Below are 21,985 nucleotides of genomic sequence, written 5' to 3' on the forward strand. Positions count from 1 at the left end.
ACCACTCCACTCACGCTTTATCTGTCGCCGCCGGCAAGGTGAAACCGGACACCGAACGACGCAACTGACTGGCCATTTTCGCCAGGTTGCCGATGCTCTCGGCGGTGGCCGTGGACCCCGACGAAGTCTGCGAGGTGATCTGCTGGATCACGTTCATCGTCAGCGAGATCTGCCCGGCCGAAGACGTCTGCTGTTGCGCCGCGTTGGAAATGCTCTGGATCAGCGCCGCGAGGGTCTTGGACACGCCTTCGATTTCTTCCAGGGCGACACCGGCATCCTGCGCCAGTCGCGCGCCGCGCACCACTTCGGTGGTGGTCTGCTCCATGGAAATCACCGCTTCGTTGGTGTCGGCCTGAATCGCCCGCACCAGGGTTTCGATCTGCCGGGTCGCGGCGGACGAACGCTCGGCCAGCCGCTGCACTTCGTCGGCAACCACGGCAAAACCGCGCCCGGCGTCGCCCGCCATCGATGCCTGGATCGCCGCGTTGAGGGCGAGGATGTTGGTCTGGTCGGCGATGTCGTCGATCAGGCTGACGATGTCGCCGATTTCCTGGGACGACTCGCCGAGGCGCTTGATGCGCTTGGCGGTGTCCTGAATCTGTTCGCGGATGTTGTCCATGCCGTGGATGGTGTTGTGCACCACCTCGTTGCCTTTGTTGGCGATTTCCACGGAACGCTCGGCCACCGCCGACGATTCGGCAGCGTTGGCCGAGACTTGATCGATGGACTCGGCCATGTCGCTGATCGCCGTCGAAGCTTCGGAAATCTGCTGGGCCTGTTGCTCCGAGGCCTGGGCCAGATGCATGGCGGTGGCCTGGGTTTCCTGCACAGCAGCGGCAACCTGGCCGGCGGTGAGGTTGATGGTCGCCACCAGATCACGCAATTGGTCGACGGAATAGTTGATCGAGTCGGCGATGGTGCCGGTGAAGTCTTCGGTCACCGAGGCGGTCACGGTGAGGTCGCCATCGGCGAGGTCTTCGATTTCGTCGAGCAGGCGCATGATCGCGTTCTGGTTGCGCTCGTTCTTCTCGGCGGTTTCACGCAATTGGCGATTGGTTTCGCGCACCATCACCAAGCCAATAAGAATGATCGAGGCCAGCGCCAGCAAGCCCAGCACATAACCGCCGATGGTGTCGGTGTTGCGCCCGCCGGCCAGGTGCTCGAACCCGGTGGCCAAGTGCGAGGCTTCGTCGAGCAGGGTTTGCGACAGGGTGAAGATGTTGCTCGCCGATTCCCGCACCTTGAACAGCTCTGGCGAGGTTTCGAGGATTTCGTCCACCGAGCCGGAGACGAACTGGAACAGCTCGGAGATTTCGCTCAAACGGGCGCGGGCGTCGCGGTCTTCGACCTGGCTGATTTTCAGCGCCGGGTTGCCCTGCAACATGCCGTTGAGCACCAGACCGAAACGCGCGGCATCGCGGCCAAAGGCGTCGGCGGCCTGCTGCGAGTTTTCGTCACCGGCGAGCACGGTGTTGACTGCGCCAAGAATGCGTTCAGCCAGTAGCGACTGCCGCTGCGCCATCGCCACCTGCGCCGCCGGAGCGCCGCGCTGGAGGAGGATTTCCACGACTTTTTCGTATTCGATCTGCAACTGCGGCACGGTTTCGGCGAGTGTCGCGGCGACCTGATGCAGCGACAGCACGGTCTGTTCGCTGGTGAGGATCGCGTCGGTGTTTTTCAGCAGGCGTTCCCAGTCCATCTGCACCGCGCGCATTTCCGGGCGCACGGCGACGGGTGCCGGTGGCAGGCCGGTGTTCGGGTCACCCTTTTTCAGGTAACCCCAGCGCTGGGCAAAATCGTTGCGCGCATCACTGAGCAACTTGAACGCCGCAGCCTTGCCCGCCGCCGCTTCGGTGGCGTTCTTGGCAATGCGTTGCGAGAGCACGCGCAGCTCACCGGCATGGCCGATGTACTGCTTGTCGTAGTTCGCCTGGGTGTTGAGGTACGCGAAGTTGGCGAACAGCAGCATGATGAACACGATCAGTGCGATAAACAGCACGATGATCTGTGCGCGACTGCGCGATGCTTCTGCCGACTTGCCTGTTTTTGCTGTTGTCATCGGTCCTCGCCTATGAAACCTGCCATGGCCCTTGTGGGAGCGAGCCTTGTGGCGAGGGGATTTATCCCCGTTCGGCTGCGCAGCAGTCGCAAAAATATCGCATGCGCTGACGGTGTCAGGCATTGCAGTTTTTGGGGCCGCTGCGCGACCCAACGGGGATAAATCCCCTCGCCACATGGCCCGCGTCCACATGGGTTCTGTTGTTCGTGCTAAAGAGCGACACCCATAAACACCGGAGATCTGGCCAATGCGAACAGGCTGAACACCCGCCAGTTCTGTTCGCGGCGGAAATAGCCTTTGACGAATTCGGCCTTGGAGCCCTGGCGCTTGCTGATCGACAGCGGCTCGAAACTGCCCTGTTCGAAATGCTGCAAACCGATCACCTCGTCGACCATCACTCCGGCGAACACGTCTTCATGTTCCACCACCAATACCCGCCGCTGTTTGCGCAGCGGCGACAACTCATGGCCGAAGAACCCGCACAGGTCCATGATCGGCAGCAGCCGCCCACGCAGGTTAGCCACACCCTTGACCCACGGCTTGACCCCGGGCAACTGGGTGAAGCGCGGTTCATGCAAAACTTCGCTGACTTCGCCCATCGGCGCCACATACCAATGCTCGCCGAGGCGAAAGCCGATGCCGCTCCAGCGATCCGGGCGCGCCGCTTGCGACGGCAGGTCGGCTGCCAGCAGGCGGCAGCGCTGGTCGATCTGCCAGAGCAGTTCGAACGCGGTCAGCGATTCGTTCATGATCGCGCGATCAGCCGTTGAGTACGTTGTTCAGGGTCTTGATCAGGGTGTCTTCGTCGACCGGTTTGGTCAGGTAATCCTTGGCGCCCTGGCGGGTGCCCCAGACCTTGTCGGTCTCCTGATCCTTGGTGGTGATGATGATCACCGGGATGTGCGCCGTGTCGGCATCCTTGGTCAACTGACGGGTCGCCTGAAAACCGTTGAGGCCGGGCATGACGATGTCCATCAGCACCGCGTCGGGTTTTTCCTGACGGGCCAGGGCCACGCCGTCGGCGCCGTTCTCGGCCTTGAGCACTTCATGGCCGTGCTTTTCGAGCATGCCGGTGAGTTTGTACATTTCAGTCGGCGAATCATCGACGATCAGGATACGTGCCATGGTCTTCCCCATTTTTCTGGTCGACTGCCGGCCCGCTGGCCGAGCGTCACTGTGCGTGTCTTACTGCGGCAAAACGGCGGCGAAGCCCGGAACATGGGCCTGAATCGCGTTGAGCAGTTCTTCTTTGCTGAACGGCTTGGTCAGAAATTGATCAGAGCCGACGATCCGCCCCTTGGCCTTGTCGAACAACCCGTCCCTGGATGAAAGCATGATCACTGGCGTCGCCTTGAAGGCGCTGTTGTTCTTGATCAGGGCGCAGGTCTGATAACCGTCCAGACGCGGCATCATGATGTCGACAAAGATGATCCCGGGATGGTGGTCGGCGATCTTCGCCAGCGCATCGAAACCGTCGATGGCGGTGATCACTTCGCAACCGACATTCTTCAACAATGTTTCGGCGGTGCGGCGAATCGTTTTCGAGTCGTCGATCACCATGACCTTCAAGGCGCTGGACTGCTGTTCCATAAGAGGGTTCTACCGTCGCCTTTGCGAATCAAATTGTCCGTTTTGCTGTGAATAATGGCCTGAAACCCTTGAAACCCATGGGGCGGCGCGATCTGCCAGCCTTTTTAGCACAGTCTCCAGATGCAATCTATCGACGGGTTTTTCCTTGACCCGAAACCCGCCCGGCGCCACTCTGGCGGCACTTTTTCAATACCGATCCGGTAGCCAAATTTCGAGGAAAACCCAATGAGCGTTCGCGTCGGGATTGTCATGGACCCTATCGCCAGCATCTCCTATAAAAAGGATAGCTCGCTGGCCATGCTGCTGGCCGCGCAGAAGCGTGGCTGGGAACTGTTCTACATGGAACAGAAAGACCTGTATCAGGCCGAAGGCCAGGCGCGGGCGCGGATGAGTCCGCTGAAAGTTTTCGCCAACCCGGACAAATGGTTCGAACTGGACGCCGAGCAGGACAAACTGCTGAGCGATCTGGACGTGATCCTGATGCGCAAGGATCCGCCGTTCGACATGGAATTCGTCTATTCCACTTATCTGCTGGAACAGGCCGAAGCCGCTGGCGTGCTGGTGGTGAACAAGCCGCAGAGCCTGCGCGACTGCAATGAAAAGCTGTTCGCCACGCTGTTCCCGCAGTGCACGCCGCCGACCATCGTCAGCCGCCGCCCGGACGTATTGCGTCAGTTCGCCGACCATCACGGTGACGTGATCCTCAAGCCGCTGGACGGCATGGGCGGTTCGTCGATCTTCCGCCACACCGCCGGCCACCCGAACCTCTCGGTGATCCTCGAGACCCTGACCCTGCACGGCAAGCAGCAGATCATGATTCAGGGCTACCTGCCGGCGATCGTCGATGGCGACAAGCGCATCCTGATGATCGATGGCGAGCCGGTGGACTACTGCCTGGCGCGGATCCCGGCCATGGGCGAAACCCGTGGCAACCTCGCCGCCGGTGGCCGTGGCGAAGCACGTCCGCTGACCGAGAAGGATCGCTGGATCGCCGCCCAGGTCGGCCCGACCTTGCGCGAGAAAGGCCTGCTGTTCGTCGGCCTCGACGTGATCGGCGAGCACCTGACAGAAATCAATGTCACCAGCCCGACCTGCATCCGCGAAATCGACAATGCGTTCGGCACTGACATCGGCGGGATGCTCATGGATGCTATCGAAAAGCAGCTGCAAGCTTCGAGCCGCAAGCCACAAGCTTGAAGCCGGCCCGCGTCAGCTTGAAGCTTGAAGCTTGAAGCTGCCCCTATGCAGCTTGTCGCTTGAAGCTCGTCGCTTGCAGCTAAAAACCAACATTGCGTTATCATGCCGGGCCCATGAAAACGCGATGTTGGTTTTTCTGTCATGACCCTCCCGTCCGATCTGCCCGCTGAACTCGCCCATCGTGGCGTGCGCCCGGCCGATCGCCTCGGGTTTACCCTGTTTCTCGCGGCGCTGATTCACCTGGCGCTGCTGCTCGGCGTCGGTTTCACCATGGTCGAGCCGCAGCAGATCAGCAAAACCCTGGAAATCACCCTGGCCACCTTCAAGGCCGAGAAGAAGCCGGAAAAGGCAGATTTTCTCGCTCAGGAAAACCAGGAAGGCAGCGGCACGCTGGACAAGAAAGCCCTGCCCAAGACCACCGAAGTCGCGCCGTTCCAGGACAATCAGGTCAAAAAGGTCACCCCGCCGCCCGCCGCCAAGCCAGTAGTGCAGGAAGCCGCACCGAAGGCAGCGGTGACCACCGTCGCGCCGAAACCGAAAAAGGCGCCGACCAAGAAAGAAGAAAGCAAAACCGAAGTCAAACCGACCGTCGACGCGCCGGTGTTCGACAGCTCGCAGTTGTCCAGCGACATCGCCAGCCTCGAGGCGGAGCTGGCCAAGGAACAACAGCTGTACGCCAAGCGCCCGCGCATCCACCGCTTGAGCGCGGCCTCGACCATGCGCGACAAGGGCGCCTGGTACAAGGACGACTGGCGCAAGAAGGTCGAGCGCATCGGCAACCTCAACTACCCCGAAGAAGCGCGGCGCAAGCAGATCTACGGCAATTTGCGCCTGATGGTCTCGATCAATCGCGACGGCTCGCTGTATGAAGTGCTGGTGCTCGAATCCTCCGGCCAGCCGCTGCTCGATCAGGCGGCGCAGCGCATCGTCCGCCTGGCCGCGCCGTTTGCACCGTTTACCGGCGATCTGTCGGACATCGACCGCCTGGAAATCATCCGCACCTGGAAGTTTGCCCGGGGCGACAAGCTCTCCAGCAACTGAATATTTATGTGGCGAGCGGATTTATCTGTGGCGAGGGGATTTATCCCCGCTCGGCTGCGCAGCAGCCGCAAAACCATTCCATACGGAGTGTCAGGCAGAACCCATCAAGCGATTCAGGGGCGCTTCGCGCCCCAACGGGGATAAATCCCCTCGCCACATATAAATCCCTTCACCACAGATAAATCCCCTAACCACAGATAAGTCCCCTAACCACAGATAAATCCCTTCACCACAGATAAATTCCCTGAGCACAGATAAATCCCCTAACCACAGATAAACTCCCTCACCACAGCAAATCCCCTCGCCACAAAAGCTCTGTTCCAATAATGGATCTGTGTTGTTGTCAGCATCTCCAGCTTGTCAGTTCGCCCCTCGAACGCCACACTAGCGCTCATGAAAAACGTCAGCCCCAGCTACCTCAAGCATCACTTCCTGATCGCCATGCCACACATTGCCGACCCGAACTTTGCCCACACCTTGACCTACATCGTCGAGCACACGGCCAATGGCGCGATGGGGCTGGTGGTCAACAGGCCGCAAGACTTGAACCTGGCCGACATCCTCGAACAGCTGCGCCCGGACATCGAGCCGCCGGCGCGTTGCCAGGATGTGCCGATCTTCATCGGCGGGCCGGTGCAGACCGATCGCGGTTTCGTCCTGCACCCGGCGGGCCAGACCTTCCAGGCCACAGCGCAGCTGGACGGCGACCTCGCCCTGTCGACGTCGCAGGACGTGCTGTTCGCCATCGCTGACGGCGTCGGCCCCGCGCAGAGCCTGATTACCCTGGGTTACGCCGGTTGGGAAGCCGGGCAACTGGAAGCCGAACTGGCCGACAACGCCTGGCTGACCTGCCCGTTCAACGCCGACATCCTCTTCAACACTCGCAGCGAATTGCGCCTGGAAGCGGCAGCGCGGCACTTGGGCATCGACCTCAATCTGCTCACCAGCCAGGCGGGTCACGCCTGATGGCCCTGCGCCTGATTCTCGGCTTCGACTACGGCACCAAACAGATCGGCGTCGCGGTCGGCCAGGTCATCACCGGCCAGGCCCGCGAGCTGTGCACCCTGAAAGCGCAGAACGGCGTGCCGAACTGGGATCAGGTCGAAGCGCTGATAAAAGAATGGAAACCCGACGCCGTAGTGGTCGGCCTGCCGTTGAACATGGACGGCACGCCCAGTGAGATGTGCGTACGCGCGGAGAAATTCGCCCGCCGCCTCAACGGCCGCTACAACCTGCCCTTCTATACCCACGACGAACGCCTGACCACTTTCGAAGCCAAGGGCGAGCGACTGGTGCGTGGCGGGCAGAAAGGCAGTTACCGCGACAACCCGGTGGACGCCATCGCCGCTGCCCTGCTGCTGCAGGGCTGGCTCGATGAAAACACTGCATTGTTTGAATCCTGACAAGCGCTTCGGCGCTTTTCTTTTGGTTATAAACCGAGCTTCGTCCGGCAGGACGCAGCGCGGAATCACGAAGGAGCAACCATGAGCCTGCCCAATCCCGCCGATCTGATCAGCCAGATGGCGACCCGCCTCAAGGCGCACCTTGCCCAGCGTGACATCAGCGAACCGCGTTACATCGGCATCCGCACCGGCGGCATCTGGGTCGCGCAAGCGCTGCTCAAGGAGCTGGCCAGCGATGCGCCACTGGGCACGCTGGATGTGTCCTTCTACCGCGACGACTTCAGCCAGAACGGCCTGCACCCGCAAGTGCGCCCGTCCGCCCTGCCCTTCGAGATCGAAGGCCAGCATCTGGTGCTGATCGACGACGTGCTGATGAGCGGTCGGACCATCCGCGCCGCCATGAATGAACTGTTCGATTATGGCCGTCCGGCCAGCGTCACCCTGGTCTGCCTGCTGGACCTGGACGCCGGCGAGTTGCCGATCCGCCCGAACGTGGTCGGCGCCACCCTGACCCTGGCCGGCAACCAGCGGGTCAAGTTGTCCGGCCCCGAGCCGCTGACGCTCGAGCTGCAAGACGTCACCCTTTAATCCGCCCAATTGAGAGTCCCCCTCGCGATGACGCCTCTAGATACCAAGCGCCCGCTGCAGCTCAATGATCAGGGCCAGCTGCGCCACTTCCTCTCGCTCGACGGTTTGCGCCGCGAGTTGCTGACGGAAATTCTCGACACTGCCGACTCGTTCCTTGAAGTCGGCGCCCGGGCGGTGAAGAAAGTCCCGTTGCTGCGCGGCAAGACCGTGTGCAATGTGTTCTTCGAGAACTCCACGCGCACCCGCACCACTTTCGAACTGGCGGCCCAGCGCCTGTCGGCGGACGTGATCACCCTGAACGTGTCGACATCGTCGGCGAGCAAGGGCGAAACGCTGCTCGATACCCTGCGCAACCTTGAAGCGATGGCCGCCGACATGTTCGTCGTGCGCCACGGCGACTCGGGCGCGGCGCACTTCATCGCCGAGCATGTCTGCCCGCAGGTGGCGATCATCAACGGCGGCGACGGCCGGCATGCGCACCCGACCCAGGGCATGCTCGACATGCTCACCATCCGTCGGCACAAGGGCGGTTTCGAAAACGTCTCGGTCGCCATCGTCGGCGACATCCTGCATTCGCGGGTGGCGCGCTCGAACATGCTCGCGCTGAAAACCCTTGGCTGCCAGGACATCCGCGTGATCGCGCCGAAAACCCTGCTGCCGATCGGCATCGAGCAATACGGCGTCAAGGTCTACACCGACATGGCCGAAGGCCTGAAAGACGTCGACGTGGTGATCATGCTGCGTCTGCAACGTGAGCGCATGACCGGCGGCCTGCTGCCCAGCGAAGGCGAGTTCTATCGCCTGTTCGGCCTGACCACCGCACGTCTGGCCGGAGCCAAACCCGATTGCATCGTCATGCACCCGGGGCCGATCAACCGTGGCGTGGAGATCGAGTCGGCGGTGGCCGACGGCCCGCACTCGGTGATCCTCAATCAAGTGACCTACGGCATCGCGATTCGTATGGCCGTGCTGTCCATGGCCATGAGCGGGCAGACTGCGCAACGTCAATTCGAGCAGGAGAACGCCCAGTGAAGCTCAGCATTCTCGGCGCACGCGTCATCGATCCCAGCAGCGGCCTGGATCAAATCACCGACATCCACGTTGAAGCCTGCAAGATCGTCGCCCTCGGCGCCGCACCGGCCGGTTTCAGCGCAGTGGAAACCATCGATGCTCAAGGCCTGGTCGCCGCGCCTGGCCTGGTCGACCTCAACGTAGCCCTGCGCGAGCCGGGCTACAGCCGCAAAGGCTCGATCGTCAGCGAAACCCGCGCCGCCGCCGCCGGTGGCGTGACCAGCCTGTGCTGCCCGCCGAAGACCAGACCGGTGCTCGACACCTCCGCCGTGGCTGAGCTGATCCTCGACCGTGCCCGCGAGGCCGGCAACACCAAAGTGTTCCCGATTGGCGCGCTGAGCAAAGGTCTGGACGGTGAGCAACTGGCCGAACTGGTCGCGCTGCGCGACGCCGGTTGCGTGGCGTTCGGCAACGGTCTGGAGAGCTTCCGCAACAGCCGCACCCTGTGCCGGGCGCTGGAATACGCGGCGACTTTCGACCTGACGGTGATCTTCAACTCGCAGGATCACGATCTGGCCGAGGGCGGTCTCGCCCACGAAGGCGCGGTCGCCAGTTTCCTTGGCCTGCCGGGCATCCCGGAAACCGCCGAAACCGTGGCTTTGGCTCGCGATCTGCTGCTGGTCGAGCAGACCGGCGTGCGTGCGCATTTCAGCCAGCTGACCAGTGCGCGCGGTGTGGCGCTGATTGCTCAGGCGCAGGCTCGTGGCTTGAAGGTAACGGCGGATGTTGCGTTGTATCAGCTGATCCTGACTGACGAAGCGCTGATCGACTTCAACAGCCTTTATCACGTGCAACCGCCGCTGCGCACCCGTGCCGACCGCGATGGCCTGCGTGAGGCAGTGAAGTCCGGGGTGGTTTCGGCGATCTCCAGCCATCACCAGCCCCACGAGCGCGACGCCAAATTGGCACCGTTCGGCGCGACCGAGCCGGGCATTAGCAGTGTTGAGTTGCTGCTGCCGCTGGCGATGACGCTGGTCGAGGATGGTTTGCTCGACTTGCCGACGCTGCTGGCACGTCTGAGCGCAGGCCCGGCCGAAGCCCTGCGCCTGCCGGCGGGCAAACTGGCGGTAGGTGGTGCGGCGGATATCGTGCTGTTCGATCCGAAGGCATCGACGGTGGCCGGTGAACACTGGCTGTCGAAGGGCGAGAACTGCCCGTTCATCGGCCACAGTCTGCCGGGCGTGGTGCGCTATACGCTGGTGGATGGGCGGATTACTCACCAGGCATGACTTGCTGCTGAGGGAGATTGTGGCGAGGGGATTTATCCCCGTTCGGCTGTGTAGCAGTCGCGAAGCCATTGCACGCGGTGGAGCAAATCCACCGCGTTCTCGGATTCAGGACCGCTTCGCGGCCCAACGGGGATAATCCCCTCGCCACTACTTACTGGTTACTGGAAGGCGCCGCGATTCTGCGCGTTGCGCACCGACACCTGATCGTTCAGGGTCCAGAAGTCATACAGCACACCAATAAAGAACAACCCGCCGGTCAGCAGATACAGCAAGCCGCTGATCCATTTGCCCTGATACATCCGGTGCACGCCGAACACACCGAGGAAAGTCAGCAGAATCCACGCGACGTTGTACTCGATCGGCCCGGCGGCAAAGCGCAAATCCGCTTCGCGATCCATCGCCGGGATCAGAAACAGGTCGATCAGCCAGCCAATCCCCAGCAAACCGAAGGTGAAGAACCAGATCGTTCCGGTCACCGGCTTGCCGTAATAAAAGCGGTGCGCACCGGTGAATCCGAAAATCCACAGCAGGTAGCCGATGACTTTGCTGTGAGTGTCTTTTTCTTTCACGCGGGGTAGCTGATAGCTGTTCATTAAGACCTCATTGCACTCGATAGATAAATATTCTTCATTTCTTTGTGACTTTTTTACAGGTGGCCGACGTATGGCAAATGTTACCGTTGCTAGCGCGAAACCCTTGTAGAACCTGACTTCTGTCGGACAATTGCGTACTTTTTGAGCGTTTTTGGTTCCGTAGCCAGCCGAATGAATCGATGAACGGCCTCGGAACGGCAAAAAAAGCTGTTATAAAGTTGCGCGCTATCACTTATGAGCCACGCCTAATGCGACCATTTTTCAAGACATGGCTGACTATTTGCCTATTAATGCCACTGGCCGCCCACGCCACCAATCGTGAGCAACGTCTTCCCAACGTCAACGGATTCACCCCTAAATCCCATGCTTCGGCTCCTTCGAGCAAAAGCAGCAAGAGCAAGACCACCACGCTGAGCAGCAAGAGCCGCAGCAAGCTGGTGCCACCGATGGCGAGCAAGGAAAGCAGCAATGTGCTGAGCCGTGCGGTAAACGTCCTCGGTACACCTTATCGTTGGGGCGGCAGCAGCCCAAGTAAAGGCTTCGATTGCAGCGGTCTGGTGAAATATGCGTTCAACGACGCTACGTTCGACCTGCCACGCACCTCCAATGCCATGGCCAGCGGTCACGGCGAGAAAGTCGAGCGCAAGGATCTGAAACCGGGCGATCTGATTTTCTTCAACATCAAGAGCCGTCGGGTCAATCACGTTGCCATCTACCTGGGCAACGACCGCTTTATCCACGCCCCGCGCCGGGGCAAAGCGGTGAGCATCGACACGCTGAACAAGCCGTACTGGGAAAAGCATTACGTCGTGGCCAAGCGCGTATTGCCGAAAGAGCAACAGCAGCTGCGCGTAGTCCAGCGCTGAGCTGACTGATCCGGAAATCTGCTCAAGCAGTACCGCCACCTTCGCGAGCAGGCTCGCTCCCACAGAAGAATGCATTCCAGCTGAAGGAATGCGGTTTGATGTGGGAGCGAGCCTGCTCGCGAAGGGGCCGGCAGCCACACCAGCGACCCTCAAAAATTATCCGGCGTACGCGCCTTCTCCCGCGCATGCTCGCGGCTGATCAAGCCCTTGGTTACCAGATCCTTCAGGCACATATCGAGTGTCTGCATGCCCAACGACCCACCGGTCTGAATCGCTGAATACATCTGCGCCACCTTGTCCTCGCGAATGAGATTACGGATCGCTGACGTCCCGAGCATGATTTCATGCGCCGCTACCCGCCCGCCGCCGATCTTCTTGATCAACGTCTGCGACACCACAGCCAGCAACGACTCCGACAGCATCGAACGGACCATCGACTTCTCGTCGCCGGGAAACACGTCGACCACGCGGTCGATGGTCTTCGCCGCCGAGGTCGTGTGCAGCGTGCCGAACACCAGATGCCCGGTCTCGGCGGCGGTCAGAGCGAGGCGAATGGTTTCCAGATCACGCATCTCGCCAACCAGAATCACGTCCGGATCTTCACGCAGGGCAGAGCGCAGTGCGGTGGCGAAGCTGCGGGTATCGCGATGGACTTCGCGTTGATTGATCAGGCATTTGCGCGATTCGTGGACGAACTCGATGGGATCTTCAATAGTGAGGATGTGGTGATGGCGATGGGTGTTGAGGTAATCGATCATCGCCGCCAGCGTGGTCGATTTGCCGGAGCCGGTCGGCCCGGTGACCAGCACCAGCCCGCGCGGCGCATCGGTGATCTTGCGGAAAACATCGCCCATGGCGAGGTCTTCCATGCTCAGCACTTTCGACGGAATGGTGCGAAACACCGCGCCGGCACCACGATTCTGGTTAAAGGCGTTGACCCGAAAGCGCGCCACGCCAGGTACATCGAAGGAAAAATCCGTTTCCAGATTTTTCTCGAATTCGATGCGCTGGGTGTCGTTCATGATGTCGTAGATCAGATCGTGCACTTGCTTGTGGTCCAGCGCCGGCAGATTGATCCGTCGCACGTCGCCATCGACGCGAATCATCGGCGGCAGGCCGGCCGACAGGTGCAGGTCGGAAGCGCCCTGTTTGGCGCTGAAGGCCAGCAGTTCAGTGATATCCATAGCGTCCCTCAATTCCAGTAGAATGCCGCGAACCTACAGACCGCTGGCGCCTCTTGATGTCCACGATAGCAGACAACATCCTTCAGGTTAGTTCGCGCATCCAGGCAGCGGCCAAAGCTGCGCACCGCGACGAAAACAGCATCCATTTGCTCGCCGTGAGCAAGACCAAACCCGCCCAGGCCCTGCGCGAAGCCTACGCCGCCGGCCTGCGCGACTTCGGCGAGAACTACTTGCAGGAAGCCTTGGGCAAACAGCTGGAGCTGGCCGACCTGCCCTTGATCTGGCACTTCATCGGCCCCATTCAATCGAACAAGACTCGCGCGATTGCCGAGCATTTCGACTGGGTGCACTCCGTGGATCGTCTGAAAATTGCCCAACGCCTGTCCGAACAACGCCCGGCCGAACTGCCGCCACTGAACATCTGCATTCAGGTCAATGTCAGCGGCGAGGCGAGCAAATCCGGTTGCACCCCGGCCGATCTGCCAGCGCTGGCCGAGGCCATCAGCGCGTTGCCACGCTTGAAACTGCGCGGACTGATGGCGATTCCCGAGCCGACCGAGGAGCGCGCTGAACAGGACGCTGCCTTCGCCGCCGTACAGGCATTGCAGGCGAGCCTCGCTCTGCCGCTCGACACACTGTCCATGGGCATGAGCCACGACCTTGAGTCGGCCATCGCCCAAGGCGCCACCTGGGTGCGGATCGGTACCGCGCTGTTTGGCGCCAGAGATTATTCCCAGTCTTGAACGTTTCCAGATAAGGACCACACATGAGCAACACACGTATTGCGTTTATCGGTGCGGGCAACATGGCGGCCAGTCTGATTGGCGGCTTGCGCGCCAAAGGTCTGGAAGCGGCGCAGATCCGCGCCAGCGATCCGGGCGAAGACACCCGCGCCAAGGTCAGCGCCGAACACGGCATCGAAACCTTCGCTGACAACGCCCAGGCCATCGACGGCGTCGATGTCATCGTGCTGGCGGTCAAGCCACAGGCGATGAAAACCGTGTGCGAGGCAATTCGGCCAAGTCTGAAGTCGAATCAACTGGTGGTGTCGATTGCCGCCGGCATCACCTGCGCAAGCATGACCGCGTGGCTCGGCGAACAACCGATCGTGCGCTGCATGCCGAACACTCCGGCGCTGCTGCGTCAGGGTGTCAGCGGTCTGTACGCGACCAGCGAAGTGAGCGCCGAGCAGCGCCAGCAAGCCGAAGAGCTGCTGTCCGCCGTCGGCATTGCGCTGTGGCTGGACGAAGAACAGCAGCTGGACGCAGTCACCGCAGTGTCCGGCTCCGGCCCGGCGTACTTTTTCCTGTTGATCGAAGCGATGACCGCCGCCGGCGTCAAACTTGGCCTGCCAAAAGAGATCGCTGAGCAACTGACCGTGCAGACCGCACTGGGCGCCGCGCACATGGCGGTGTCCAGCGATGTCGACGCCGCCGAATTGCGTCGCCGCGTGACCTCGCCGAATGGCACCACGGAAGCGGCGATCAAATCATTCCAGGCTGGCGGCTTTGAAGCGCTGGTTGAAACCGCACTCGGCGCCGCCGCGCACCGCTCGGCCGAAATGGCCGAACAACTGGGCAAATAAGGAGCCTTACATGATCGGATTGAACACCGCAGCGGTTTACGTGCTGCAAACCCTCGGCAGCCTGTACCTGCTGATCGTGCTGCTGCGCTTCGTCCTGCAACTGGTGCGGGCGAACTTCTACAACCCGCTGTGCCAGTTCGTGGTCAAGGCCACTCAGCCGCTGCTCAAGCCTTTGCGCCGGATCATCCCAAGCCTGTTCGGCCTCGACATGTCGTCGCTGGTGCTGGCGATTCTGGTGCAACTGCTGCTGATGGCGCTGACCCTGCTGCTGACCTACGGCACCACCGGCAACCCGCTGCAACTGGTGATCTGGTCGCTGATCGGCGTCACCGCGCTGTTCCTGAAGATCTTCTTCTTCGCCCTGATCATCAGCGTGATCCTGTCGTGGGTCGCACCGGGCAGCCACAATCCGGGCGCCGAACTGGTCAACCAGATCTGTGAGCCGGCACTGGCACCGTTCCGCCGCTTCCTGCCGAACCTCGGCGGCCTGGACCTGTCGCCGATCTTCGCCTTCCTTGCGCTGAAATTGATCGACATGCTGGTGATCAACAATCTGGCGGCGATGACGATGATGCCGGAGATTCTGCGTTTGCTGATGTAAGCCAGTGCGGTCGGTCTGACTGACCGAGTCGCCCTTTTCGCGAGCAGGCTCGCTCCCACATTGGAATGCATTTCAACTGTGGGAGCGAGCCTGCTCGCGAATGGCTGCACCTCGATCCGAAGCGAAAACGCCGGACCTGATCGTTGCTTGCCGCTAACCCCCACGGTCTTTAGACTTACGCCTCATTTCAACGAGAGCAGGGTCGATGCCAACTGCCTTTCCCGCCGATTCTGTTGGTCTGGTAACGCCGCAAACCGCGCATTTCAGCGAACCGCTGACGCTGGCCTGTGGCCGTTCGCTGGCCGCTTATGACCTGATTTATGAAACCTACGGCACGCTGAACGCCCAGGCGAGCAACGCCGTGCTGATCTGCCACGCGCTGTCCGGTCATCATCACGCCGCTGGTTATCACAGCGTCGACGACCGCAAGCCCGGTTGGTGGGACAGTTGCATCGGCCCCGGCAAGCCGATCGACACCAACAAGTTCTTCGTCGTCAGCCTGAACAACCTCGGCGGCTGCAACGGCTCCACCGGCCCGAGCAGCGTCAACCCGGAAACCGGCAAGCCGTTCGGCGCCGATTTCCCGGTGCTCACCGTGGAAGACTGGGTGCACAGCCAGGCGCGTCTGGCTGACCTGCTCGGCATCGGCCAGTGGGCAGCGGTGATCGGCGGCAGCCTCGGCGGCATGCAGGCCCTGCAATGGACCATCACCTACCCGAATCGCGTGCGGCATTGCCTGGCGATCGCCTCGGCGCCTAAATTGTCGGCGCAGAACATCGCCTTCAACGAAGTCGCGCGTCAGGCGATCCTCACCGATCCGGAATTCCACGGTGGTTCGTTCCAGGAAGCCGGCGTGATTCCCAAGCGCGGGCTGATGCTGGCGCGGATGGTCGGCCACATCACCTACCTGTCCGACGACTCGATGGGCGAAAAATTCGGCCGTGGTCTGAAGAGCGAAAAGCTCAACTACGACTTCCACAGTGTCGAGTTCCAGGTCGAAAGCTACCTGCGTTATCAGGGCGAAGAGTTCTCCGGGCGCTTCGATGCCAACACCTATCTGTTGATGACCAAAGCGCTGGATTACTTCGATCCAGCGGCTAACTTCGACGATGACCTGGCGAAAACCTTCGAAAACGCCACGGCCAAGTTCTGCGTGATGTCGTTCACCACCGACTGGCGCTTCTCCCCGGCGCGCTCGCGGGAGCTGGTGGATGCGCTGATGGCCGCGCGCAAGGACGTCAGTTATCTGGAAATTGACGCACCGCAGGGCCACGACGCCTTTCTGATTCCGATCCCGCGTTACTTGCAGGCGTTCGGCAATTACATGAACCGCATTTCGTTGTGAGAAAGCCATGAGAGCTGATCTGGAAATCATCCAGGAATGGATCCCCGCTGGCAGCCGCGTCCTCGACCTCGGTTGTGGCGACGGCGAGCTGCTGACCTGGCTGCGCGACAACAAGAACGTCACCGGTTATGGCCTGGAAAACGACGCTGACAACATCGCCGAGTGCGTGGCCAAGGGCATCAACGTCATCGAGCAGGATCTGGACAAAGGCCTGGGCAATTTTGCCAGCAACAGTTTCGACATCGTCGTCATGACCCAGGCCCTGCAAGCGGTGCATTACCCGGACAAGATCCTCGACGAAATGCTCCGGGTCGGCCGTCAGTGCATCATCACCTTCCCCAACTTCGGCCACTGGCGCTGCCGCTGGTATCTGGCGAGCAAGGGCCGCATGCCGGTCTCGGAATTCCTGCCCTACACCTGGTACAACACGCCGAACATCCACTTCTGCACCTTCGAGGACTTCGAAGAACTGTGCCGCGAACGTGATGCGAAGGTCATTGATCGGCTTGCCGTGGATCAACAGCACCGGCACGGGTGGGCCAGTAAGCTATGGCCTAATCTGTTAGGTGAAATCGGTATCTACCGCGTCAGCAGTCCGCAGTTGGCGGACCACCGAGTCGCGGTCTGAGCCTGGGCATTTGAAGGAGCACGGACATGAGTCGTCTAGCGTTGCTGTTATTCACCGCCTGCCTGAGCGCCAGCGCCATGGCGGCGGACGTCATCAAAGGTGAACGCAAGGAAACCTTCGGCGACATCACGGTGCACTACAACACGTTCAACTCGACGTTCCTGCAACCGGACATCGCCAAGGCTGCCGAGCTGATCCGCAGCAAGAATCAGGGCGTGATCAACGTCTCGGTGGTCAAGGACGGCAAACCGCTGATCGCCAGCGTCACCGGCACGGTCAAGGACCTGACCAGCAACAGCGTGCCGCTGAAATTCCGCCAGGTCACCGAACAGGGCGCGATCTACTACATCGCCCAGTACCCGGTGCCGCAGCAGGAAACCCGCACCTTTGAAATCAAGGTGCAGAACGGCGACAAGATCGACACCATCAATTTCAACCAAGAACTCTTTCCCGGCGAATGATGAACATCAAGCAGCTCGTACTGGCCAGCCATAACGCCGGCAAACTCAAAGAACTCCAGGCCATGCTCGGCGACTCGGTGCAACTGCGCTCGATTGGCGAGTGGAGCAAGGTCGAACCGGAAGAAACCGGCCTGTCGTTTGTCGAGAACGCGATCCTCAAGGCCCGCAATGCCGCGCGCATTTCCGGGCTGCCGGCACTGGCCGACGACTCCGGACTGGCAGTGGATTTCCTTGGCGGTGCGCCGGGCATCTATTCGGCGCGTTACGCCGACGGCCAGGGCGATGCGGCGAACAACGCCAAACTGCTCGATGCGCTCAAGGACGTGCCACAAGCCGAGCGCGGCGCGCAGTTCGTCTGTGTATTGGCACTGGTGCGCCACGCCGATGATCCGCTGCCGATCCTCTGCGAAGGCCTGTGGCACGGGCGCATCCTCACCGCTGCCAGCGGCGAGCACGGCTTCGGTTATGACCCACTGTTCTGGGTGCCGGAGCGCGACTGCTCCAGCGCCGAACTGAGCCCGGCCGACAAGAACCAGATCAGCCACCGCGCCCGTGCAATGGACCTGCTGCGCCAGCGTCTGGGCTTGAAATGACCACTGATTCTTCCGCGTCGTCGCTGATCATCGGCGGCGCCGCGTCCTCGCCTCGGGCACCGCTGCCAACCCTGCCGCCCCTGGCGCTGTACATCCACATCCCGTGGTGTGTGCGCAAATGCCCGTATTGCGATTTCAACTCGCACACCGCCAGCCCGGTGCTGCCTGAGCAGGAATACGTCGACGCGCTGCTGGCCGATCTCGACCAGGATCTGCATGCGGTGTATGGCCGTGAGCTGACCTCGATTTTCTTTGGTGGCGGGACGCCAAGCCTGTTCAGCGCCGAAGCCCTCGGGCGGTTGTTGAAGGGTGTCGAGCAGCGCATCCCGTTCGCCGCCGACATCGAAATTACCCTTGAGGCCAATCCAGGCACCTTCGAGCAAGAGAAGTTTGTTGCCTATCGCAAGCTGGGGATCAATCGGCTGTCGATCGGCATCCAGAGCTTTCAGCAAGAAAAGCTGGAGGCCCTCGGCCGCATCCACAACGGTGACGAAGCCGTGCGTGCGGCGGGCATGGCGCGGCAGGCCGGGTTCGATAACTTCAACCTGGACTTGATGCACGGTTTGCCCGATCAGTCGCTGGACGATGCCTTGAGCGATCTGCGCCAGGCCATTGCGCTGAAGCCGACGCACATTTCCTGGTATCAACTGACGCTGGAGCCCAATACGGTGTTCTGGAACCAGCCGCCAGTGCTGCCGGAAGACGACACCCTGTGGGACATTCAGGAAGCCGGTCAGGCGCTGCTGGCCGAGCACGGTTACGCGCAGTATGAAGTTTCGGCGTATGCCCAGGCCGGTCGCCCGGCGCGGCATAACCTCAATTACTGGAGTTTTGGCGATTTCATCGGCATCGGCGCCGGTGCCCATGGCAAGCTGAGTCATCCGGACGGGCGCATCGTGCGCACATGGAAAACCCGCTTGCCGAAGGACTATCTGAATCCCGCGAAGAGCTTTCAGGCTGGCGAGAAATCGCTGAGCAATGACGAGATGCCCTTCGAGTTCCTGATGAACGCCCTGCGCCTGACCGCCGGGGTCGAATCGCGCCTGTATCCGGAGCGCACCGGCCTGTCGCTGGAGACCCTCGCCGAAGGCCGGCGCGAGGCCGAACAAAGCGGCCTGTTGCAGGTCGAACCGTCACGCCTGGCGGCGACCGAACGCGGCCAGCTGTTCCTCAACGATTTGCTGCAACAATTTCTGAACTGACTTCAGCTCAAAGGGAAAACGCATGGATTTGATACTCGACCTGCTGGCCACCGTCTCCCGCTGGAGCCGCAGCAATCTCTCGGAAATCGCTTTGGCGCTGGTCGGTTGCCTGCTGGTGCTGTTCGGCGCTGACTTCAAAGGCTGGGTCGAGCAACGCCTGGGCAGCATCGCCGGCGCCCTGCGCGTGCCGCTGATGGCCCTGCTCTGCCTGATCGGCAGCGGCGCCGCGCTGATCTACGCCACGCCGTGGGTGATCAAAGGCCTGAGCCAGTTCAACAACTACAGCCTGGCGCCGGTGCTGCTGGTGGTGTTGGTGCTGATCGGCGTCGTAGCCGACCGCCGCTGACCCCGCAAACACCCCAAAACGAAATGTGTGAGCGAGCCTGCTCGCGAAGGCGTCATGACATCCAACATCATCGTTGATTGTCAGACCGCTTTCGCGAGCAGGCTCGCTCCCACAGTTGATTGCAATGAAAGGGAAGTTCATGAGTAAAAAACTACTGGATGAGACGAGCAAATTTCTCAGCTTCGTGTTGCGTCACCAGCCTCAAGCGATTGGTCTTACGCTGGATTCGGATGGCTGGGCAAATATCGACGCACTGATCAGCGGCGCGGCGCGTGATGGCAGACATTTAAGTCGTGAGCTGATTGAAAACGTCGTGACCAGCAGTGACAAGAAGCGTTTTACGATTTCCGCTGATGGCCACTGTATACGCGCTGTTCAAGGCCACTCGACGAAAAGCGTTGATCTGCAATTCGAGCAGAAACAGCCACCGCAAACGCTCTACCACGGAACAGCGACGCGTTTTCTCGACTCGATCCACGAACAAGGCTTGATTCCAGGACAACGCCATCAGGTGCATCTGTCCGATGAGATCGCCACCGCGTCGGCCGTGGGTCAACGCTACGGAACGCCAGTCGTTCTGAAGGTTGCCGCGAAGCAGATGGAAGAACAGGGCTTCAAGTTTTATCAGGCCGAAAATGGCGTCTGGTTGACAGAGCAGGTGCCCGCTCGATTTCTTGCCCGCCTGTAATCTCCTCATACACAAAACAATTGTGGGAGCGAGCCTGCTCGCGAAGGCGTCTTAACATCCAACATCATCGTTGATTGTCAGACCGCTTTCGCGAGCAGGCTCGCTCCCACAGTTTTTATTGCGTGATGCTTAAGCGATCTTTTCGAACTTCAGATCCCACACGCCATGGCCAAGGCGTTCGCCACGGCGTTCGAACTTGGTGATCGGGCGTTCGGCCGGGCGCGGGACGCATTTGCCGTCTTCGGCGAGGTTGCGGTAGCCCGGGGCGACGTTCATCACTTCCAGCATGTACTCGGCGTACGGTTCCCAGTCGGTGGCCATGTGCAGAATGCCACCGACCTTCAACTTGCTGCGCACCAGTTCAGCGAACGAGGCCTGGACGATGCGGCGCTTGTGGTGGCGGCTTTTGTGCCACGGATCCGGGAAAAACAGCATCAGGCGATCGAGGCTGTTGTCGGCGATGCAGCGGTTGAGCACTTCGATCGCGTCGCAATCGTAGACCCGCAGGTTGGTCAGCCCTTGGGTCAACACGCCATTGAGCAGCGCGCCAACACCCGGACGGTGCACTTCAACACCGATGAAATCCTGCTCTGGAGCAGCAGCGGCCATTTCCAGCAGCGAGTGGCCCATGCCGAAACCGATTTCCAGCGAGCGCGGCGCCGAGCGGCCGAACACCTGGTCGTAATCGACCGGCGCATCGGCCAGCGGCAGCACATACAGCGGCGCGCCCTGGTCCAGGCCGCGTTGCTGGCCTTCGGTCATGCGCCCGGCGCGCATCACGAAACTCTTGATGCGGCGGTGTTGGCGCTCGTCGCCTTCGTCCGGCTGGACAGGCGTGTCGTTCGATTCAGTCATCAATGGCTCTTACTTGATCAGACCATCCAGCGGCGAAGAGGCGCTGGCATAGAGTTTTTTCGGCATGCGGCCGGCGAGGTACGCCAGGCGACCGGCAACGATGGCGTGCTGCATGGCTTGCGCCATCATCACCGGTTGCTGGGCGTGGGCGATGGCCGAGTTCATCAGTACGGCGTCGCAACCCAGCTCCATCGCGATGGTCGCGTCGGAAGCGGTACCGACACCGGCATCCACCAGCACCGGGATCCTGGCTTCTTCGAGGATGATCTGCAGGTTGTACGGATTACAGATACCCAGACCGGAGCCGATCAGACCGGCCAGCGGCATCACGGCGATGCAACCGATTTCCGCCAGTTGCCGGGCGATGATCGGGTCATCGCTGGTGTAGACCATCACGTCGAAGCCTTCCTTGACCAGGGTTTCGGCGGCCTTGAGGGTTTCGATCACGTTGGGGAACAGGGTTTTCTGGTCGGCCAGCACTTCCAGCTTCACCAGATTGTGGCCGTCGAGCAGTTCACGCGCGAGGCGGCAGGTGCGAACGGCTTCGATGGCGTCGTAGCAACCGGCAGTGTTCGGCAGGAAGGTGTAGCGCTCCGGCGACAGCACTTCGAGCAGGTTCGGCTCGCCTTCGATCTGGCCCAGGTTGGTGCGGCGTACGGCGAAGGTGACGATTTCGGCACCCGAGGCTTCGATGGCCTGGCGGGTTTCTTCCATGTCACGGTACTTGCCGGTACCGACCAGCAAACGCGACTGGTAAGTACGACCGGCCAGCACAAAAGGCTTGTCGCTACGAACGATGCTCATGGGGAATCCTCTTTAAGGGTGAGGGTCTTGCAGAATTCTGTGCCCTTGCGGGCCGG

Annotated in this window: 26 protein-coding genes; 18 read left to right on the plus strand and 8 right to left on the minus strand. The window is 61.1% G+C overall.

Going from position 1 to position 21,985, the window contains the following annotated elements:
• Positions 1-10: 10 nt before the first annotated feature.
• The 4 genes from OC605_RS06035 to pilG form a co-directional block, all read right to left on the minus strand.
• Positions 11-2,059 (minus strand): methyl-accepting chemotaxis protein, encoded by a 2,049-nt coding sequence (locus OC605_RS06035; RefSeq protein ID WP_101161207.1) that lies wholly within the window; start codon positions 2,057-2,059, stop codon positions 11-13.
• Between the two features lie 209 nt (positions 2,060-2,268).
• Positions 2,269-2,808 (minus strand): chemotaxis protein CheW, encoded by a 540-nt coding sequence (locus OC605_RS06040; protein WP_016772745.1) that lies wholly within the window; start codon positions 2,806-2,808, stop codon positions 2,269-2,271.
• 10 nt (positions 2,809-2,818) lie between these two features.
• Positions 2,819-3,184: a twitching motility response regulator PilH gene (gene pilH, locus OC605_RS06045; protein ID WP_016772744.1), complete on the minus strand. Its 366-nt coding sequence runs from the start codon at positions 3,182-3,184 to the stop codon at positions 2,819-2,821.
• A gap of 60 nt (positions 3,185-3,244) precedes the next feature.
• Positions 3,245-3,649, minus strand: coding sequence for a twitching motility response regulator PilG (pilG, locus tag OC605_RS06050; RefSeq protein WP_016772743.1), 405 nt, complete (start codon positions 3,647-3,649; stop codon positions 3,245-3,247).
• Between the two features lie 225 nt (positions 3,650-3,874).
• Between pilG and gshB the strand changes: the two genes are divergently transcribed.
• The 7 genes from gshB to OC605_RS06085 all read left to right on the plus strand — a co-directional run bounded on the left by gshB (position 3,875) and on the right by OC605_RS06085 (position 10,178).
• Positions 3,875-4,846 carry a glutathione synthase gene (gene gshB, locus OC605_RS06055; protein WP_042606571.1) on the plus strand — a complete coding sequence of 324 codons (972 nt, stop codon included), beginning with the start codon at positions 3,875-3,877 and terminating at the stop codon, positions 4,844-4,846.
• A gap of 141 nt (positions 4,847-4,987) precedes the next feature.
• Positions 4,988-5,887, plus strand: a complete 900-nt coding sequence (locus tag OC605_RS06060; RefSeq protein ID WP_039757551.1) for an energy transducer TonB — start codon at positions 4,988-4,990, stop codon at positions 5,885-5,887.
• Between the two features lie 393 nt (positions 5,888-6,280).
• Entirely contained in the window at positions 6,281-6,853 is a 573-nt protein-coding gene (locus OC605_RS06065; protein WP_262136506.1) for a YqgE/AlgH family protein, read from the plus strand.
• Positions 6,853-7,290 carry a Holliday junction resolvase RuvX gene (gene ruvX / locus OC605_RS06070; RefSeq protein ID WP_016772738.1) on the plus strand — a complete coding sequence of 146 codons (438 nt, stop codon included), beginning with the start codon at positions 6,853-6,855 and terminating at the stop codon, positions 7,288-7,290. The genes OC605_RS06065 and ruvX overlap by 1 nt, the downstream gene beginning before the upstream one ends.
• 81 nt (positions 7,291-7,371) lie before the next feature.
• The gene (gene pyrR, locus OC605_RS06075) at positions 7,372-7,878 is read left to right on the plus strand and encodes a bifunctional pyr operon transcriptional regulator/uracil phosphoribosyltransferase PyrR (RefSeq protein ID WP_024014655.1); all 507 of its coding nucleotides are present in this window, start codon (positions 7,372-7,374) and stop codon (positions 7,876-7,878) included.
• Between the two features lie 27 nt (positions 7,879-7,905).
• Positions 7,906-8,910, plus strand: a complete 1,005-nt coding sequence (locus tag OC605_RS06080; protein ID WP_262136507.1) for an aspartate carbamoyltransferase catalytic subunit — start codon at positions 7,906-7,908, stop codon at positions 8,908-8,910.
• A complete protein-coding gene (locus OC605_RS06085) occupies positions 8,907-10,178 on the plus strand; it encodes a dihydroorotase (RefSeq protein ID WP_042606567.1) in 1,272 nt (423 codons plus the stop codon). The genes OC605_RS06080 and OC605_RS06085 overlap by 4 nt, the downstream gene beginning before the upstream one ends.
• A gap of 158 nt (positions 10,179-10,336) precedes the next feature.
• Here OC605_RS06085 and OC605_RS06090 read toward each other — a convergent pair whose 3' ends face one another.
• Positions 10,337-10,771 (minus strand): NINE protein, encoded by a 435-nt coding sequence (locus tag OC605_RS06090; protein ID WP_016772734.1) that lies wholly within the window; start codon positions 10,769-10,771, stop codon positions 10,337-10,339.
• 248 nt (positions 10,772-11,019) lie between these two features.
• Between OC605_RS06090 and OC605_RS06095 the strand changes: the two genes are divergently transcribed.
• On the plus strand, positions 11,020-11,637 hold the full coding sequence (locus tag OC605_RS06095; protein WP_024014657.1) for a C40 family peptidase: 618 nt from the start codon (positions 11,020-11,022) through the stop codon (positions 11,635-11,637).
• Positions 11,638-11,786: 149 nt separating this feature from the next.
• On the opposite strand, the gene OC605_RS06100 is transcribed toward OC605_RS06095, so the two are convergent.
• Positions 11,787-12,821 (minus strand): type IV pilus twitching motility protein PilT, encoded by a 1,035-nt coding sequence (locus OC605_RS06100; RefSeq protein WP_016772732.1) that lies wholly within the window; start codon positions 12,819-12,821, stop codon positions 11,787-11,789.
• 56 nt (positions 12,822-12,877) lie between these two features.
• Here OC605_RS06100 and OC605_RS06105 point away from each other — a divergent pair, with 56 nt between their 5' ends.
• The 10 genes from OC605_RS06105 to OC605_RS06150 all read left to right on the plus strand — a co-directional run bounded on the left by OC605_RS06105 (position 12,878) and on the right by OC605_RS06150 (position 20,270).
• Positions 12,878-13,564, plus strand: coding sequence for a YggS family pyridoxal phosphate-dependent enzyme (locus OC605_RS06105; protein WP_016772731.1), 687 nt, complete (start codon positions 12,878-12,880; stop codon positions 13,562-13,564).
• A gap of 23 nt (positions 13,565-13,587) precedes the next feature.
• Positions 13,588-14,406: a pyrroline-5-carboxylate reductase gene (gene proC / locus OC605_RS06110; protein ID WP_262136508.1), complete on the plus strand. Its 819-nt coding sequence runs from the start codon at positions 13,588-13,590 to the stop codon at positions 14,404-14,406.
• Between the two features lie 10 nt (positions 14,407-14,416).
• Positions 14,417-15,007 carry a YggT family protein gene (locus OC605_RS06115; protein WP_016772729.1) on the plus strand — a complete coding sequence of 197 codons (591 nt, stop codon included), beginning with the start codon at positions 14,417-14,419 and terminating at the stop codon, positions 15,005-15,007.
• 205 nt (positions 15,008-15,212) lie between these two features.
• Positions 15,213-16,352 (plus strand): homoserine O-acetyltransferase, encoded by a 1,140-nt coding sequence (locus OC605_RS06120; protein WP_262136509.1) that lies wholly within the window; start codon positions 15,213-15,215, stop codon positions 16,350-16,352.
• 7 nt (positions 16,353-16,359) lie between these two features.
• Positions 16,360-16,980 carry a methionine biosynthesis protein MetW gene (gene metW, locus OC605_RS06125; RefSeq protein WP_024014659.1) on the plus strand — a complete coding sequence of 207 codons (621 nt, stop codon included), beginning with the start codon at positions 16,360-16,362 and terminating at the stop codon, positions 16,978-16,980.
• A 26-nt stretch (positions 16,981-17,006) separates the two neighbouring features.
• Positions 17,007-17,441: a DUF4426 domain-containing protein gene (locus OC605_RS06130; protein WP_262136510.1), complete on the plus strand. Its 435-nt coding sequence runs from the start codon at positions 17,007-17,009 to the stop codon at positions 17,439-17,441.
• Positions 17,438-18,034 carry an RdgB/HAM1 family non-canonical purine NTP pyrophosphatase gene (rdgB, locus tag OC605_RS06135; RefSeq protein ID WP_024014661.1) on the plus strand — a complete coding sequence of 199 codons (597 nt, stop codon included), beginning with the start codon at positions 17,438-17,440 and terminating at the stop codon, positions 18,032-18,034. Before OC605_RS06130 ends, rdgB begins: the two co-directional genes overlap by 4 nt.
• Positions 18,031-19,236, plus strand: a complete 1,206-nt coding sequence (gene hemW, locus OC605_RS06140; protein ID WP_122748360.1) for a radical SAM family heme chaperone HemW — start codon at positions 18,031-18,033, stop codon at positions 19,234-19,236. The genes rdgB and hemW overlap by 4 nt, the downstream gene beginning before the upstream one ends.
• Before the next feature lie 22 nt (positions 19,237-19,258).
• Positions 19,259-19,582 carry a DUF3392 domain-containing protein gene (locus OC605_RS06145; protein WP_008083808.1) on the plus strand — a complete coding sequence of 108 codons (324 nt, stop codon included), beginning with the start codon at positions 19,259-19,261 and terminating at the stop codon, positions 19,580-19,582.
• Positions 19,583-19,721: 139 nt separating this feature from the next.
• Complete coding sequence (locus OC605_RS06150) at positions 19,722-20,270, plus strand: RNA 2'-phosphotransferase (RefSeq protein WP_262136511.1); 549 nt, start codon at positions 19,722-19,724, stop codon at positions 20,268-20,270.
• Positions 20,271-20,399: 129 nt separating this feature from the next.
• Here OC605_RS06150 and trmB read toward each other — a convergent pair whose 3' ends face one another.
• Together trmB and OC605_RS06160 are read right to left on the minus strand one after the other, a co-directional pair.
• Positions 20,400-21,125, minus strand: a complete 726-nt coding sequence (gene trmB, locus OC605_RS06155) for a tRNA (guanosine(46)-N7)-methyltransferase TrmB (protein WP_024014663.1) — start codon at positions 21,123-21,125, stop codon at positions 20,400-20,402.
• A 9-nt stretch (positions 21,126-21,134) separates the two neighbouring features.
• A complete protein-coding gene (locus tag OC605_RS06160; protein ID WP_130899347.1) occupies positions 21,135-21,929 on the minus strand; it encodes a thiazole synthase in 795 nt (264 codons plus the stop codon).
• Positions 21,930-21,985 lie beyond the last annotated feature (56 nt).

Origin of the sequence: Pseudomonas sp. Marseille-Q5117 (assembly GCF_946901175.1) — a bacterium.
GTDB lineage: Bacteria > Pseudomonadota > Gammaproteobacteria > Pseudomonadales > Pseudomonadaceae > Aquipseudomonas > Aquipseudomonas iranensis.

Coding starts and splice junctions, on each gene's coding strand:
- OC605_RS06035 (WP_101161207.1), bottom strand. CDS start 2,059: ATGACAACAGCAAAAACAGGCAAGTCGGCAGAAGCATCGCGCAGTCGC.
- OC605_RS06040 (WP_016772745.1), bottom strand. CDS start 2,808: ATGAACGAATCGCTGACCGCGTTCGAACTGCTCTGGCAGATCGACCAG.
- pilH (WP_016772744.1), bottom strand. CDS start 3,184: ATGGCACGTATCCTGATCGTCGATGATTCGCCGACTGAAATGTACAAA.
- pilG (WP_016772743.1), bottom strand. CDS start 3,649: ATGGAACAGCAGTCCAGCGCCTTGAAGGTCATGGTGATCGACGACTCG.
- gshB (WP_042606571.1), top strand. CDS start 3,875: ATGAGCGTTCGCGTCGGGATTGTCATGGACCCTATCGCCAGCATCTCC.
- OC605_RS06060 (WP_039757551.1), top strand. CDS start 4,988: ATGACCCTCCCGTCCGATCTGCCCGCTGAACTCGCCCATCGTGGCGTG.
- OC605_RS06065 (WP_262136506.1), top strand. CDS start 6,281: ATGAAAAACGTCAGCCCCAGCTACCTCAAGCATCACTTCCTGATCGCC.
- ruvX (WP_016772738.1), top strand. CDS start 6,853: ATGGCCCTGCGCCTGATTCTCGGCTTCGACTACGGCACCAAACAGATC.
- pyrR (WP_024014655.1), top strand. CDS start 7,372: ATGAGCCTGCCCAATCCCGCCGATCTGATCAGCCAGATGGCGACCCGC.
- OC605_RS06080 (WP_262136507.1), top strand. CDS start 7,906: ATGACGCCTCTAGATACCAAGCGCCCGCTGCAGCTCAATGATCAGGGC.
- OC605_RS06090 (WP_016772734.1), bottom strand. CDS start 10,771: ATGAACAGCTATCAGCTACCCCGCGTGAAAGAAAAAGACACTCACAGC.
- OC605_RS06095 (WP_024014657.1), top strand. CDS start 11,020: ATGCGACCATTTTTCAAGACATGGCTGACTATTTGCCTATTAATGCCA.
- OC605_RS06100 (WP_016772732.1), bottom strand. CDS start 12,821: ATGGATATCACTGAACTGCTGGCCTTCAGCGCCAAACAGGGCGCTTCC.
- OC605_RS06105 (WP_016772731.1), top strand. CDS start 12,878: ATGTCCACGATAGCAGACAACATCCTTCAGGTTAGTTCGCGCATCCAG.
- proC (WP_262136508.1), top strand. CDS start 13,588: ATGAGCAACACACGTATTGCGTTTATCGGTGCGGGCAACATGGCGGCC.
- OC605_RS06115 (WP_016772729.1), top strand. CDS start 14,417: ATGATCGGATTGAACACCGCAGCGGTTTACGTGCTGCAAACCCTCGGC.
- OC605_RS06120 (WP_262136509.1), top strand. CDS start 15,213: ATGCCAACTGCCTTTCCCGCCGATTCTGTTGGTCTGGTAACGCCGCAA.
- metW (WP_024014659.1), top strand. CDS start 16,360: ATGAGAGCTGATCTGGAAATCATCCAGGAATGGATCCCCGCTGGCAGC.
- OC605_RS06130 (WP_262136510.1), top strand. CDS start 17,007: ATGAGTCGTCTAGCGTTGCTGTTATTCACCGCCTGCCTGAGCGCCAGC.
- rdgB (WP_024014661.1), top strand. CDS start 17,438: ATGATGAACATCAAGCAGCTCGTACTGGCCAGCCATAACGCCGGCAAA.
- hemW (WP_122748360.1), top strand. CDS start 18,031: ATGACCACTGATTCTTCCGCGTCGTCGCTGATCATCGGCGGCGCCGCG.
- OC605_RS06145 (WP_008083808.1), top strand. CDS start 19,259: ATGGATTTGATACTCGACCTGCTGGCCACCGTCTCCCGCTGGAGCCGC.
- OC605_RS06150 (WP_262136511.1), top strand. CDS start 19,722: ATGAGTAAAAAACTACTGGATGAGACGAGCAAATTTCTCAGCTTCGTG.
- trmB (WP_024014663.1), bottom strand. CDS start 21,125: ATGACTGAATCGAACGACACGCCTGTCCAGCCGGACGAAGGCGACGAG.
- OC605_RS06160 (WP_130899347.1), bottom strand. CDS start 21,929: ATGAGCATCGTTCGTAGCGACAAGCCTTTTGTGCTGGCCGGTCGTACT.